The sequence below is a fragment of the Neisseria sp. P0020.S003 genome (assembly GCF_051957095.1).
In the GTDB taxonomy this organism is placed as follows: Bacteria; Pseudomonadota; Gammaproteobacteria; order Burkholderiales; family Neisseriaceae; genus Neisseria; species Neisseria subflava.
Map to the genome: position 1 here is coordinate 136,743 of NZ_JBQCWU010000003.1, position 12,708 is coordinate 149,450.

The 12,708-nt window shown below is 50.2% G+C and carries 13 protein-coding genes and 1 tRNA gene; 10 read left to right on the forward strand and 4 right to left on the reverse strand.

Annotation, left to right across the window (positions count from 1 at the left end; all coding sequences use genetic code 11):
* Nucleotides 1-120 precede the first annotated feature (120 nt).
* The gene (locus ACTHTQ_RS03550; RefSeq protein WP_440363111.1) at nt 121-1,272 is read left to right on the forward strand and encodes an extracellular solute-binding protein; all 1,152 of its coding nucleotides are present in this window, start codon (nt 121-123) and stop codon (nt 1,270-1,272) included.
* Nucleotides 1,273-1,342: 70 nt separating this feature from the next.
* Here ACTHTQ_RS03550 and ACTHTQ_RS03555 read toward each other — a convergent pair whose 3' ends face one another.
* The gene (locus tag ACTHTQ_RS03555; protein ID WP_440363112.1) at nt 1,343-1,774 is read right to left on the reverse strand and encodes an EamA family transporter; all 432 of its coding nucleotides are present in this window, start codon (nt 1,772-1,774) and stop codon (nt 1,343-1,345) included.
* A 178-nt stretch (nt 1,775-1,952) separates the two neighbouring features.
* Between ACTHTQ_RS03555 and ACTHTQ_RS03560 the strand changes: the two genes are divergently transcribed.
* Nucleotides 1,953-3,629: a formate--tetrahydrofolate ligase gene (locus tag ACTHTQ_RS03560; protein WP_440363113.1), complete on the forward strand. Its 1,677-nt coding sequence runs from the start codon at nt 1,953-1,955 to the stop codon at nt 3,627-3,629.
* 65 nt (nt 3,630-3,694) lie between these two features.
* On the opposite strand, the gene ACTHTQ_RS03565 is transcribed toward ACTHTQ_RS03560, so the two are convergent.
* From ACTHTQ_RS03565 to fba, 3 genes are all read right to left on the reverse strand, one after another.
* The gene (locus tag ACTHTQ_RS03565) at nt 3,695-3,937 is read right to left on the reverse strand and encodes a hypothetical protein (protein ID WP_440363114.1); all 243 of its coding nucleotides are present in this window, start codon (nt 3,935-3,937) and stop codon (nt 3,695-3,697) included.
* The gene (locus tag ACTHTQ_RS03570; protein WP_440363115.1) at nt 3,901-4,623 is read right to left on the reverse strand and encodes a glycosyltransferase family 2 protein; all 723 of its coding nucleotides are present in this window, start codon (nt 4,621-4,623) and stop codon (nt 3,901-3,903) included. The genes ACTHTQ_RS03565 and ACTHTQ_RS03570 overlap by 37 nt, the downstream gene beginning before the upstream one ends.
* 138 nt (nt 4,624-4,761) lie before the next feature.
* Nucleotides 4,762-5,826, reverse strand: coding sequence for a class II fructose-bisphosphate aldolase (fba, locus tag ACTHTQ_RS03575; RefSeq protein WP_003686828.1), 1,065 nt, complete (start codon nt 5,824-5,826; stop codon nt 4,762-4,764).
* A gap of 150 nt (nt 5,827-5,976) precedes the next feature.
* Between fba and ACTHTQ_RS03580 the strand changes: the two genes are divergently transcribed.
* From ACTHTQ_RS03580 to ACTHTQ_RS03615, 8 genes are all read left to right on the forward strand, one after another.
* A complete protein-coding gene (locus ACTHTQ_RS03580; RefSeq protein WP_440363116.1) occupies nt 5,977-6,405 on the forward strand; it encodes an acyl-CoA thioesterase in 429 nt (142 codons plus the stop codon).
* Nucleotide 6,406: 1 nt separating this feature from the next.
* Nucleotides 6,407-7,303, forward strand: coding sequence for a tyrosine recombinase XerC (locus ACTHTQ_RS03585; protein WP_440363117.1), 897 nt, complete (start codon nt 6,407-6,409; stop codon nt 7,301-7,303).
* 354 nt (nt 7,304-7,657) lie between these two features.
* Nucleotides 7,658-8,587, forward strand: a complete 930-nt coding sequence (locus ACTHTQ_RS03590; protein WP_070630610.1) for an energy transducer TonB — start codon at nt 7,658-7,660, stop codon at nt 8,585-8,587.
* 102 nt (nt 8,588-8,689) lie between these two features.
* On the forward strand, nt 8,690-9,349 hold the full coding sequence (locus ACTHTQ_RS03595) for a MotA/TolQ/ExbB proton channel family protein (protein WP_440363118.1): 660 nt from the start codon (nt 8,690-8,692) through the stop codon (nt 9,347-9,349).
* Nucleotides 9,350-9,352: 3 nt separating this feature from the next.
* A complete protein-coding gene (locus ACTHTQ_RS03600; protein WP_003686804.1) occupies nt 9,353-9,790 on the forward strand; it encodes an ExbD/TolR family protein in 438 nt (145 codons plus the stop codon).
* 133 nt (nt 9,791-9,923) lie between these two features.
* Nucleotides 9,924-11,585 (forward strand): electron transfer flavoprotein-ubiquinone oxidoreductase, encoded by a 1,662-nt coding sequence (locus ACTHTQ_RS03605; protein WP_440363119.1) that lies wholly within the window; start codon nt 9,924-9,926, stop codon nt 11,583-11,585.
* Between the two features lie 84 nt (nt 11,586-11,669).
* On the forward strand, nt 11,670-12,521 hold the full coding sequence (gene folP / locus ACTHTQ_RS03610; RefSeq protein ID WP_440363120.1) for a dihydropteroate synthase: 852 nt from the start codon (nt 11,670-11,672) through the stop codon (nt 12,519-12,521).
* A 93-nt stretch (nt 12,522-12,614) separates the two neighbouring features.
* Nucleotides 12,615-12,690: transfer RNA gene (locus ACTHTQ_RS03615), tRNA-Ile, on the forward strand.
* Nucleotides 12,691-12,708: the final 18 nt, after the last annotated feature.

Genomic DNA, 12,708 nt, shown 5'->3' on the forward strand with positions numbered 1-12,708 from the left:
ATTGCTTTTCGTTTGCTTACGTTTCCATTACAATAGCCTAACTCTGCGCCGGGGTGTTTATGGGGTGCAGGGTTTCTTATTTATTGACATTAACCACTCTTTCATCAGGAATCTACCCGTATGAAAAAATCTGTATTAGCCGTATTAGCCGTATTGGCCGCATTGTCTTTGGCCGCGTGCGGCGGTGGCGAGAAAAAAGCCGAGCAACCTCAAGCAGGCAGCGCGCCTGCTGCCAATGCCGAGGCAGCCGCTACCGATACTTTGAATATTTACAACTGGTCAAACTACGTTGACGAAAGCACAGTCGAAGACTTCAAAAAAGCCAACAATTTGAAGCTGACTTACGATTTGTATGAAAACAACGAAACGCTGGAAGCCAAAATGCTGACCGGCAAATCCGGCTATGACTTGGTTGTGCCCGGTATTGCCTTCCTGCCGCGCCAAATTGAGGCAGGTGCATACCAAAAAATCAATAAGGATCTGATTCCGAACTACAAAAACATCGACCCTGAATTGCTGAAGATGTTGGAAACCGCCGACCCGGGCAATCAATACGCCGTTCCTTATTTCTCCGGTGTGAACACTTTGGCGATTACTGCGAAAGGTAAAGAGCTTTTGGGCGGCAAGCTGCCTGAAAACGGCTGGGATTTGCTGTTTAAACCTGAATACACCAATAAGCTGAAATCTTGCGGTATCGCTTTGTGGGATACTCCGAGCGAAATGTTCCCAATCTTGTTGAACTACTTGGGTAAAGATCCTAAAGGCTCGAATCCTGAAGATTTGAAAGCGGCGGCGGAAGTTTTGAAAACCATCCGTCCTGACGTGAAACGTTTCAGCCCTTCCATCATTGACGAATTGGCGCGCGGCGACATCTGCTTGGCGGCAGGTAACGGCGGCGACTTGAACTTGGCCAAAGCGCGTTCTGAAGAAGTGAAAAACAATGTCGGCATCGAAGTGTTGACTCCGAAAGGCATGGGCTTCTGGATTGAATCTTGGCTGATTCCGGCCGATGCGAAAAACGTCGTCAATGCCCACAAGTACATCAACTACACGCTGGATCCCGAAGTGGCTGCGAAAAACGGTATCGCCGTAACCTTCGCGCCGGCCAGCAAACCTGCACGCGAAAAAATGCCTGCCGAGCTGGTGAACACACGTTCTATTTTCCCGAACGAGCAAGATATGAAAGACGGTTTCGTCATGCCTCAAATGAGCGCAGATGCAAAAAAACTGTCTGTCAACTTGTGGCAGAAAATCAAAGTCGGTTCAAATTAATATTGAGCTGATTGTTTGAAGCGAAGGCCGTCTGAAATTTTTCAGACGGCCTTTTTTGATGTCCCAATTTTTATCGTTTCAAAGTCAAAGTCAATACGCCTGCGGTTACCAAGCCTAAGCCTACCCACTCCTGCGTGCTTGGCCGTTCGTCTAAGAAAACGACGGCCATCAGGGCGACTAAGACCAGGCTGAATTTGTCGACGGGTGCGACTTGCGAGGCGTTGCCCAGTTGCAGGGCTTTGAAGTAGGCGAGCCAAGAAGCGCCGGTGGCGAGGCCGGATAGGATGAGGAATGTCCAGTTACGACCAGTAAAGCCGTTCACGCCCTGCCATTTGCCGGTGTAGGTTAAAAACAGTACCAAAGCGGCGAGGATGACCAAGGTGCGGATAAAGGTGGCGAAATCCGAATCTATGCCCTGTAAACCCATTTTGGCGAAAATGGCAGTCAATGAGGCGAAGCCTGCCGATGCCAATGCCCAAAACAGCCATGCGTTGCTGCTCATGTTTTATTCCTTTGTTTCAAATTGTTGACAATATGAATCTGCTTGTTGATGAAATATCGAAATTTTCACTGCGGTTTATCTTTGGAAAACGCTATAATAGAACTAATATTCTTTTTCTTCCAGCCGTCTTTATTATATTGTTTCAGACGGCCTTTCCCTCTATCAATAAAGGAAAATCATGAGCTTCAAAACCGATGCTGAAATTGCCCAGTCTTCCACCATGCGCCCGATTGGTGAAATTGCCGCCAAGCTGGGTTTGAACGTTGACAACATCGAACCCTACGGCCATTACAAAGCTAAAATCAATCCTGCCGAGGCGTTCAAACTGCCGCAAAAACAAGGCCGTCTGATTTTGGTTACCGCCATCAACCCGACTCCGGCGGGCGAAGGCAAAACCACTGTAACCATCGGTTTGGCGGACGCGTTGCGCCACATCGGCAAAGACTCGGTGATCGCCCTGCGCGAGCCTTCTTTGGGTCCGGTGTTTGGTGTTAAAGGCGGTGCGGCAGGCGGCGGCTATGCCCAAGTTTTGCCGATGGAAGACATCAACCTGCACTTTACCGGTGACTTTCACGCCATCGGTGCGGCGAATAACTTGCTTGCCGCCATGCTCGACAACCATATCTACCAAGGCAACGAGTTGAATATTGATCCGAAACGCGTGCTGTGGCGTCGCGTGGTCGATATGAACGACCGCCAGTTGCGCAACATCATCGACGGCATGGGCAAACCCGTTGACGGCGTGATTCGTCCCGACGGCTTCGACATCACCGTCGCCTCCGAAGTCATGGCGGTATTCTGCCTCGCCAAAGACATCAGCGATTTGAAAGAGCGTTTGGGCAACATCCTCGTCGCCTACGCCAAAGACGGCAGCCCCGTTTACGCCAAAGATTTGAAAGCCCACGGCGCGATGGCGGCATTGCTCAAAGACGCCATCAAGCCTAACTTGGTGCAAACCATCGAAGGCACGCCCGCCTTCGTACACGGCGGCCCGTTCGCCAACATCGCCCACGGCTGCAACTCCGTTACCGCCACCCGTCTGGCGAAACACCTTGCCGACTACGCCGTAACCGAAGCAGGTTTCGGCGCGGATTTGGGCGCGGAAAAATTCTGCGACATCAAATGCCGTCTGGCGGATTTGAAACCTGATGCGGCTGTTGTCGTGGCCACTGTCCGCGCTTTGAAATACAACGGCGGCGTCGAGCGTGCCAACCTCGGCGAAGAAAACCTCGACGCATTGGCAAAAGGCCTGCCTAATCTGCTGAAACACATTTCCAACCTGAAAAACGTGTTCGGCCTGCCTGTGGTGGTTGCCATCAACCGCTTCGTGTCCGACTCCGATGCCGAGTTGGCCATGATTGAAAAAGCTTGTGCGGAACACGGCGTTGAAGTTTCCCTGACCGAAGTATGGGGCAAAGGCGGCGCGGGTGGCGCAGACTTGGCGCACAAAGTCGTTAACGCTATCGAAAATCAACCGAACAACTTCAATTTTGCCTACGATGTTGAGTTGAGCATTAAAGACAAAATCCGCACCATCGCCCAAAAAGTGTACGGCGCGGAAGATGTCGATTTCAGCGCGGAAGCGTCTGCCGAAATCGCTTCACTGGAAAAACTGGGCTTGGACAAAATGCCGGTCTGCATGGCGAAAACCCAATATTCTTTGAGCGACAACGCCAAACTCTTGGGCTGCCCTGAAGGCTTCCGCATTACCGTGCGCGGCATTACCGTTTCTTCCGGTGCAGGCTTCATCGTTGCATTGTGCGGCAATATGATGAAAATGCCGGGTCTGCCGAAAGTTCCGGCTGCCGAGAAAATCGATGTGGACGCAGAAGGCGTGATTCACGGCTTGTTCTGATTTAGATTGATTTTGAAATAGATAAAGGCCGTCTGAAACCGAGGTTTCAGACGGCCTTTTATGATTTAAGTGAATTTCAACCGGCTTTTTAAGAAATTGAAGAACTTGTCTATCATACCGAACATTGTATTGCGGTCTTCGCCAAACAATGAAATGCTGCGGTCTTTGCTGATTCTGTCATAAGCGGCAAAAATGGTTTTCAGCTCTTCAGTGGTTAAACGCAGTTGCTTTTCATGCAAGATTCGGCTTAAGAGGGTGACTTCTACTGGGTTTAATTCAGGGAAAAGGTGGCTGAACCACAATTCCATGGTGTATTGGACGGATCGGTTGATTTTGTCTTTTTTTTGCTTTCTTGAGCTGTGTGTATCCTGTAAGACAACAAAGACTCGGGCAGGTTGGCAAAGGTTTTGCCATGTAGGGCGCATTGCACCCACATATGGAAATCGGGCGCGGTTTCTGTTGAGGTGTAGTTTATCTTAAGGTTTTTAATGCTGTCGTGCCGCCACATGGTGGTGGGGTTGAACATGTTTTGAGCGGCAAAGGAGAGAAAGGCTTTAATATCTTTGTCGAGCAGGGGGAGGTCGCTTAAAACGGGTTCTCTTCCGGTTTGGTCGTCGAAAAAGATGGTGGCTTGGCTGCCGACAATATCGATTTCGGGGTGGCTGTCTAAAAACTGAATCTGTTTTTCAAAACGATCCAAGGCGCAAATATCGTCCGCGTCCATTCGTGCCACATATTCGACCTCTACGTCTTTGAGCATATCCATGGCAAATTGGTAGGCAAACGGCTCGCCCTTGTTTTCCGGAAGGTGGAAAACCTGCAAACGTGAATCTTTGGCTGCGTAAGCTTCGAGGATTTCGCCGGTTTTATCTGTTGAAGCATCGTTGATGGCGATGACGAAAAAGTCGCGGAATGTTTGATTCAATACCGAATCCAAGCATTCGGGCAAATAAGCTTCGGCACAATAGGCCGGCAAAATAACGGCGAGTTTCATATTTGTTTTCGATGTGTTTTGATGTGTTTTGATGTGTGGTCGGCGGAGGATTTTACTATAAATTTCCCAAAAGCTAAGGCCGTCTGAAAACTTGGCAATAAGGTTTCAGACGGCCTTAGTGTGAATCCGATATACGGATTATTTAACGATTTGGTTCAATTCGCCTTTGGCGTATTTGGTTGCCATTTTTTCCAAAGAAATCGGTTTGATTTTGTCGGCTTGGCCTTCGCAACCGAATGCGAGGTAGCGGTCAAGACAGATTTGTTTCATGGCTTCGACGGTTTTGCTCAAGTATTTGCGCGGGTCGAATTCGGATGGGTTTTCTGCCATGAAGCGGCGGATGGCACCGGTAGAGGCGAGGCGCAAGTCGGTATCGATGTTGACTTTGCGCACGCCGTGTTTGATGCCTTCGACGATTTCTTCAACCGGTACGCCGTAGGTTTCACCGATTTTGCCGCCGTGTTCGTTGATGACTTTCAGCCATTCTTGCGGAACGGAGCTGGAGCCGTGCATCACGATGTGGGTGTTCGGCAGGGCTTGGTGGATTTCTTTGATGCGGTCGATACGCAATACATCGCCTGTGGGCGGACGGGTAAATTTGTATGCGCCGTGGCTGGTGCCAACGGCAATAGCCAGGGCGTCAACGCCGGTATCTTTAACGAAACGTACGGCATCTTCAACGCTGGTCAGCATTTGGTCGTGGGAAAGTTTACCCACTGCGCCTACGCCGTCTTCCTCACCGGCTTCGCCGGTTTCCAGGTTGCCCAATACGCCGATTTCGCCTTCAACGGACACGCCGCAAGCGTGGGAGAAGTTGACCACGGTACGGGTGGCGTTGACGTTGTATTCGTAAGAAGAAGGGGTTTTGCCGTCTTCCATCAGCGAGCCGTCCATCATCACGGAGGAGAAGCCCAGTTGGATGGAGCGTTGGCACACATCAGGAGATGCGCCGTGGTCTTGGTGCATTACGACAGGGATGTGCGGGAATTCTTCGACTGCGGCCAAAATCAGATGGCGCAGGAATGGGGCACCTGCGTATTTGCGTGCGCCTGCGGATGCTTGAACGATAACGGGGGCGTTGACTTGGTCGGCCGCCTCCATGATGGCGCGCATCTGTTCGAGGTTGTTAACGTTGAATGCGGGCAGACCGTAGCTGTTTTCGGCTGCATGATCCAATAATTGGCGCATGGATACGAGTGCCATGAGGAGCTCCTGAGGTAGTGAAGGGTAAATTTATCCGATAAATTATAATGTTTTTTGAAATGAAAGACTACAAGCTGTTACATTGTTTTTATATATTAACGAACAGGGTCTCGGTTTATAATGGCGTGGTATTGAAAACGGGTGTGCAAAATGGATAGGATTTTGGTGGCCGAGTGTGATAAGCCTTTGTTTCAGACGGCCTTGACGGTGCAGGTGGGCGATGTGAACTATGGCGGCCATCTGGCGAACGATGCGGTGTTGCGTTTGTGCCATGAAGTGCGGATGCGTTGGCTTGCGGCATTGGGTTGGAGCGAAATGGATGCCGGAGGGGCAGGCCTGATTATGGCAGATGCGGCGGTGCAGTATTTGGTGCAAGGTCATCATGGCGATGAGCTGTCGGTAGAAATGGGGGCGGCGGGCGTGGCCGGAGTGGGCTTTTCTTTGCTGTACTGTATCCGCAGGATTTCAGACGGCCTTGTGTTGGCGAAAGTGCAGACAGGCATGGTGTGTTTCGATTATGGCAAGCAACGAGTTTGCCGTCTGCCTTCGGCATTGAAAACGGCATTGGAGGCCGTCTGAAATGGCGGAATCAAGCAATTTTGCGCTTCATCTTGAACGCTATCTGAAAACCTTGCTGCAACAAGGCAAGTCGGAGCATACCGTTTCCGCTTATCGGCGCGATTTGAGTGAATTGATGCACCTGTTGCCCGATAATCTTGAAAACAGCCTGCCGACGCGCCGCGATTTTGTGGCGGTATTGAAAAAGCTGTCGCAAAAGGGCTTGAGCGAAAGCAGCTTGGCGCGGAAATTGTCGGTATGGCGGCAGTATTGCAGTTGGCTGGTGCAGATAGAAGTCATGGAAAGCGACCCGACATTTAATATGAAAGCACCGCGCCTGCCCGAACGCCTGCCCAAAGCACTGCCGCAAGAACCTTTAAACCATATCCTTGACCATGCGCCTGTTGATGACGAGTTGGACGTGCGCGATAAGGCCATGTTTGAATTGATGTATGGTAGCGGTTTGCGCCTGAGCGAGATACAAGGTTTGAATCTGGACGGTATTGTTTTGGACGAAGGCTGGGTCAGTGTGAAGGGTAAAGGCGGCAAGCAACGGCAAGTGCCTTTGGTGGCTAAAAGCATTGCGGCATTGCGCGATTATTTGGCGGTGCGTATTGCCAAAGAAGGCGAGCAGGCATTGTTTACCAATAAGAACGGCGGCAGGCTGGGGCAACGTCAAATCCAAAAACGCCTGCAGGCGTGGGCAGTGCGCGTGGGCAGTGCCAGCCATATTTCACCGCACATGATGCGCCACAGCTATGCGACCCATCTTTTGCAGGCATCGGGCGATATCCGCGCTGTGCAGGAATTGTTGGGACACAGCAATCTTTCTGCTACGCAAGTTTATACGAAGCTGGACTTTGACCATTTGGCGCGCGTTTATGATGAAGCGCACCCAAGGGCGAAACGGAAAAAATAATTTGGTTTGAGTCAGGCCGTCTGAAAGAATGTTTTCAGACGGCCTGATGTCTTATTAATGGTAAAAATGTAGATGGTTTGAAACCATTTGAATTTTTATCGGTCTGATGAGGTTTCAATATTGGTCTGATGTGCGGATGGCATAAAGATTGTAAGAGACGATGGCTTCTGCAATACCGTTTATCTTTTCAGATGACCGCTTGTTTGATAATATTAGTAATGAGAGCTAATATCATATTATGATATGCAGCCTTTAAAACAGCAGGTCTATAAACTTTCTATATAAGCATTAATGCTTATTTTGACTGTAAAACGACTTGCAAACGGGAATTGTTGCTATTAACATAACGGAATTATGGATAAAAAACGAATTTTAACTCCAGCCGTCGTGACTTCCGTTGCGTTGATTCACGTCGGTTTGGTTGCACTTTTATGGCACGCGCACAAACCGCCTCCTGTCGAAATGGCGAATATTGAATTTGTCGATTTGGGCGATTTCGGCGGTGGCGACGGCAGCCCTGAAGGCGAAGGCGCACCTGCCGCCCCCGAGCCTACCCCCGAACAACCAAAACCCAAGCCGAAGCCCAAACCTAAGCCTGTCGAGCCGCCCAAACCTGTTATCAAACCTGTGGTAACGAAAAAAGAAAAAGCGGATATCGTACAGCAAAAGGAAAAACCGAAACCTATCGAGAAACCTAAGCCCGAGCCTAAGCCGGAACCTAAACCAGAGCCGAAGCCCGAGCCAAAACCTGAACCAAAACCAGAGCCGAAGGCAGAACCTAAACCATCTCCCAAAGCATCTGAACACTCAGGCAGCAAAACCGGGTCGAATACTGCTGAAAACGGTAAAGGCAACGGCGAAGGCAAAGCCTTGAGCGGAGAAGGAAAAGGCAACGGTGGCGGTACGAAAGGTACAGGTAGCGGCCGTGGCGAAGGCAGCGGATCCGGCAGCGGCGGTGCGAAAGGCGAACATGGCTCCGGTACCGGTGGCGGAGGTGGTGGCAGCGGTACAGGTGCCGGCAGCAGTAAAGGCAATCCTGCAAAAGGAACCTGCCATATTCCAAGACCTCCGTATCCTTCACTATCCACTGAAAATGGTGAAGAGGGCTTGGTTGTTTTGAAAGTCTTGGTTGGTCCCGGCGGTAAAGTGGATTCAATCAGTGTGAATAAATCAAGTGGTTATAGTCGTCTGGATAATGCAGCGCGTAAAGCCGTTAAAGATGGTAGCTGTAATGCAAGCGTTTGGACTGAATTTAAAGTACCTGTCAAATTCACGCTCGAATAAGTATCTAGGCCTAAGCTGATTGATTGGAAAATATATGCTGTTGGGAAATAATTTTAAATGACCCGATAGAAATTTTAATTTTATTTTTAACTTGGAAAAATTATGGATTTAAGTTTAGTTTTCAAATCAGGTGATGTGGTACTGATTGGTGTATTTGTCCTGATGTTGTTGATGAGTGTGGTGACTTGGAGCGTCATCGTGATTCGCTGCATCAAATACCGCAAAGCGAAAAAAGGCAATGCTCAGGTAAAAGAGTTGATGCTGAATGCGTTTACGCTGGCTGATGCCGTACAAAAAGCCAAAGCGGTAGAAGCACCGATGAGCCGTGTTGCCGATGAGTCTCTGCGCGCATACCAAAACTACCGTCAAACGACAAGCAAATCGCTGATTGACGAATTGCCTTTGAATGAATACTTGGTCGTTCACATCCGTAACAGTTTGACCCAAACCATGCGCCAGTTCGACTACGGTATGACCGCTTTGGCCTCTATCGGTGCAACCGCTCCGTTTATCGGCCTGTTGGGTACGGTTTGGGGTATTTACCATGCCCTGATCGGCATCAGCGAAAGCGGCCAAATGAGCATTGCTGCGGTAGCCGGTCCGATTGGCGAAGCTTTGGTATCGACTGCTGTCGGCCTGTTTGTAGCGATTCCGGCCGTATTGGCGTACAACTTCCTCAATCGCGGTACAAAAACCATCGCGCAAGATATGGACGCATTTGCACATGACCTGCATGTCCGCTTTCTGAACCAAAAGGATTAAACCATGGCTTTCGGATCAATGAATTCCGGCGATGATGCGCCGATGTCGGATATCAACGTTACACCTTTGGTGGACGTGATGCTGGTGTTGCTGATTGTATTTATGATTACCATGCCGGTACTGACCCACTCGATTCCTTTGGAGTTGCCGACTGCTTCGGAAAAAGCGGCGAAAGAGGATAAGCAACAGCCTAAAGATCCTTTGCGTTTGAGTATTGATGCCAGTGGTGCTTATGTCGTTGGCGGCGATTCGGATACCAAAGTGGATTTGGCAACGGTAACCGCCAAGCTGAAAGAGGCTAAAGCGAAAAACGAAGATGTGATTGTGGCGATTGCGGCGGATAAAGCGGTTGAATACGATTATGTCAACCAAGCCCTGCAAGCGGCGCGCGAAGCCGGTATCAGCAAAATCGGTTTTGTAACGGAAACCAAAGCGCAATAATCTTTTGAACACAGTAAAAGGCCGTCTGAAATTTGAGTAAAGTTTCAGACGGCCTTTTGTTGTATTTGGTAACTATATGTCCAGGCTGTATAATTAGCGGATTAAATTCAATAACGACAATACAGGAACCGCCATGACAGAAACCATCGAACGCGACAGTATGCAATACGATGTCGTGATTGTCGGCGCAGGCCCGTCGGGTTTGTCCGCCGCCATCAAACTCAAGCAGCTTGCCGAAAAGAATGGACGCGAAATCAGCGTTTGTGTGGTGGAGAAAGGTTCGGAGGCCGGTGCCCACTCGCTTGCCGGTGCTATCATCGATCCGATTTCTTTGAATGAGCTGATTCCTGATTGGAAAGAAAAAGGCGCGCCGCTGACACGCACAGTGACGAAAGACAGGGTTGTGTTCCTGACCAAGAAAAAAGCGTTCAACCTGCCGATTACCCCTAATTTCGACAACCATGCGAATTACATTGCCAGCTTGGGCGAAGTTGTCCGCTGGTTGGCAGAGCAGGCGGAAAATTTAGGCGTGGAAATTTATCCGGGCTTTGCCGCTGCCGAAGTGCTTTATCACGAAGACGGTTCGGTCAAAGGCATTGCGACCGGCAATATGGGCGTGGGTAAAGACGGCAAACCGACCGATTCATTCCAGCTAGGCATGGAGCTTTGGGCGCAGCAAACCATATTTGCCGAAGGCTGTCGCGGCTCGCTTTCCAAGCAAGTCATTGAACAATTCAAGCTCGACCAAAACAGCGAGCCGCAAACTTACGGCTTGGGCATTAAAGAAATTTGGGAAGTGCCGTCTGAAAAACATCAGCCCGGTTTGGTCATGCACAGCGCAGGCTGGCCGTTGGACAGCAAAACCTACGGTGGCTCGTTTATTTATCACTTTGACGAAAACAAAGTCGCTGTCGGCTTTGTGGTCGGCTTGGATTATCAAAACCCTTATCTGTCGCCGTTTGAAGAGTTCCAACGTTTCAAAACCCATCCCGAAATCCGCAAAACCTTCGAAGGCGGTCGCCGTATCGCTTATGGTGCGCGTTCGCTGATTGAAGGCGGTTTGCAAAGCCTGCCGAAACTCTCGTTCAGAGGCGGCGTTTTGGTCGGCGATGCCGCAGGTTTCCTGAATATGCCGCGCATCAAAGGCATCCATACGGCCATGAAATCCGCCATGCTTGCCGCAGAAGCCGTGTTCCCTTTGTTGGAAAACCTCGAAGAAGTGGAGGGTTTCGACAGCGGCAAAGAGGCGGCGGATTATCAGCAACGGTTTGAACAAAGCTGGCTGTATCAAGAGCTTTACGCCGCGCGCAATGTCCGTCCGTCATTCAAATGGGGCGTTTACCTCGGCTCAATCTATACCGGCATCGACCAAATGATTTTCAGAGGCAAAGCCCCTTGGACTTTGAAACATCACGGCAAAGACAACGAGCAGCTCAAAAAAGCAGCCGAATGCAAGCCGATTGATTATCCGAAGCCCGACGGCGTTTTGACCTTCGACCGTTTGAGCAGCGTTTTCCTTGCCAACCTTGCGCACGAAGAAAACCAGCCCGACCATTTGGTGCTGAAAAATCCTCAGGTCATGATAGACGTAAACTACAAAGAATATGCCTCGCCCGAAACCCGCTATTGTCCGGCCGGCGTATATGAAATCGTCGAAGAAAACGGCAGCCCGCGTCTGCAAATCAATGCCGCCAACTGCGTTCACTGCAAAACGTGCGACATCAAAGACCCGACGCAAAACATCACTTGGATTTGTCCCGAAGGCGCGAGCGGACCGAATTACGGCGGAATGTAATTTACTGTTTTGAAGTCAAAACCTAAAGGCCGTCTGAAAAGTTTCAGACGGCCTCTATCCTATTATTTCATCAATGGAAGCATTATGAACACGCACATTTGGCAGGCAGGCCGATTTGAAATCGCCTTAGACAAACCGAAAATCATGGGCATCGTCAATCTGACCCCCGATTCATTTTCCGATGGCGGCACCTATTCGCAAAATGTCCAAATAGCATTGGCACATGCCGAGCAGCTGCTGAAAGACGGTGCGGATATTCTCGATATCGGCGGAGAATCTACGCGCCCGGGTTCGGATGATGTTTCTCTCGAAGAAGAATGGGCCAGGGTGCAGCCAGTTTTGGTGGAAGTCGCCAAGTGGAATGTTCCCGTCAGCTTGGACACGCGCCGCACGGCGATTATGGAAAAAGCCTTGGCGCAAGGCGGCGTCGATATTATCAACGATGTTGCCGCATTGAGTGATGAAGGCGCAGTCGCATTGCTGGCGCAACAGCCGAAGACAGGCGTGTGCCTCATGCACATGCAGGGTTTGCCCAAAACCATGCAGCTGAATCCGCAATATCAAGATGTCGTCGAAGAAGTCGCGCGTTATTTGAAAGCACGTGCGGCAGAATGCGTTCAAGCAGGCATTGCCCCTGAACGCATCACGCTAGACCCCGGCTTCGGTTTCGGCAAAAACCTGCAACACAACATCACCCTGATAAAACATTTGCCTGAGTTGATGGGCGCAACCGGATTTCCCCTTCTGATTGGCGTATCGCGCAAACGTATGATTGGCGAGCTGACAGGCGAACAAGATGCTGCCAAACGCGTACACGGCAGCGTCGCAGCCGCTTTGGCCACAGTGGCTAGAGGCGCGCAAATCATCCGTGTTCACGATGTCAAAGCAACATCGGACGCTTTGAAAGTTTGGGAAGCATTGGGCGTATCGGCATAATGCCCGAATAGAAAACCAACAGGCCGTCTGAAACATTTGCCCGGCATCTTGAATAAGCAACAAGTTATGCTATAATCCGCTTCTACTCTTGACGGGTCTGTAGCTCAGGGGTTAGAGCAGGGGACTCATAATCCCTTGGTCGTGGGTTCGAAACCCACCGGACCCACCAAATATTAAAAATGCCCGA

Excerpts from the sequence above, each read along its gene's own strand:
- ACTHTQ_RS03580 (WP_440363116.1), top strand. The coding sequence starts at position 5,977 with ATGGATAGGATTTTGGTGGCCGAGTGTGATAAGCCTTTGTTTCAGACG.
- ACTHTQ_RS03595 (WP_440363118.1), top strand. The coding sequence starts at position 8,690 with ATGGATTTAAGTTTAGTTTTCAAATCAGGTGATGTGGTACTGATTGGT.
- ACTHTQ_RS03550 (WP_440363111.1), top strand. The coding sequence starts at position 121 with ATGAAAAAATCTGTATTAGCCGTATTAGCCGTATTGGCCGCATTGTCT.
- fba (WP_003686828.1), bottom strand. The coding sequence starts at position 5,826 with ATGGCACTCGTATCCATGCGCCAATTATTGGATCATGCAGCCGAAAAC.
- ACTHTQ_RS03560 (WP_440363113.1), top strand. The coding sequence starts at position 1,953 with ATGAGCTTCAAAACCGATGCTGAAATTGCCCAGTCTTCCACCATGCGC.
- ACTHTQ_RS03565 (WP_440363114.1), bottom strand. The coding sequence starts at position 3,937 with ATGGAATTGTGGTTCAGCCACCTTTTCCCTGAATTAAACCCAGTAGAA.
- ACTHTQ_RS03590 (WP_070630610.1), top strand. The coding sequence starts at position 7,658 with ATGGATAAAAAACGAATTTTAACTCCAGCCGTCGTGACTTCCGTTGCG.
- ACTHTQ_RS03555 (WP_440363112.1), bottom strand. The coding sequence starts at position 1,774 with ATGAGCAGCAACGCATGGCTGTTTTGGGCATTGGCATCGGCAGGCTTC.
- ACTHTQ_RS03605 (WP_440363119.1), top strand. The coding sequence starts at position 9,924 with ATGACAGAAACCATCGAACGCGACAGTATGCAATACGATGTCGTGATT.
- ACTHTQ_RS03585 (WP_440363117.1), top strand. The coding sequence starts at position 6,407 with ATGGCGGAATCAAGCAATTTTGCGCTTCATCTTGAACGCTATCTGAAA.
- folP (WP_440363120.1), top strand. The coding sequence starts at position 11,670 with ATGAACACGCACATTTGGCAGGCAGGCCGATTTGAAATCGCCTTAGAC.
- ACTHTQ_RS03600 (WP_003686804.1), top strand. The coding sequence starts at position 9,353 with ATGGCTTTCGGATCAATGAATTCCGGCGATGATGCGCCGATGTCGGAT.
- ACTHTQ_RS03570 (WP_440363115.1), bottom strand. The coding sequence starts at position 4,623 with ATGAAACTCGCCGTTATTTTGCCGGCCTATTGTGCCGAAGCTTATTTG.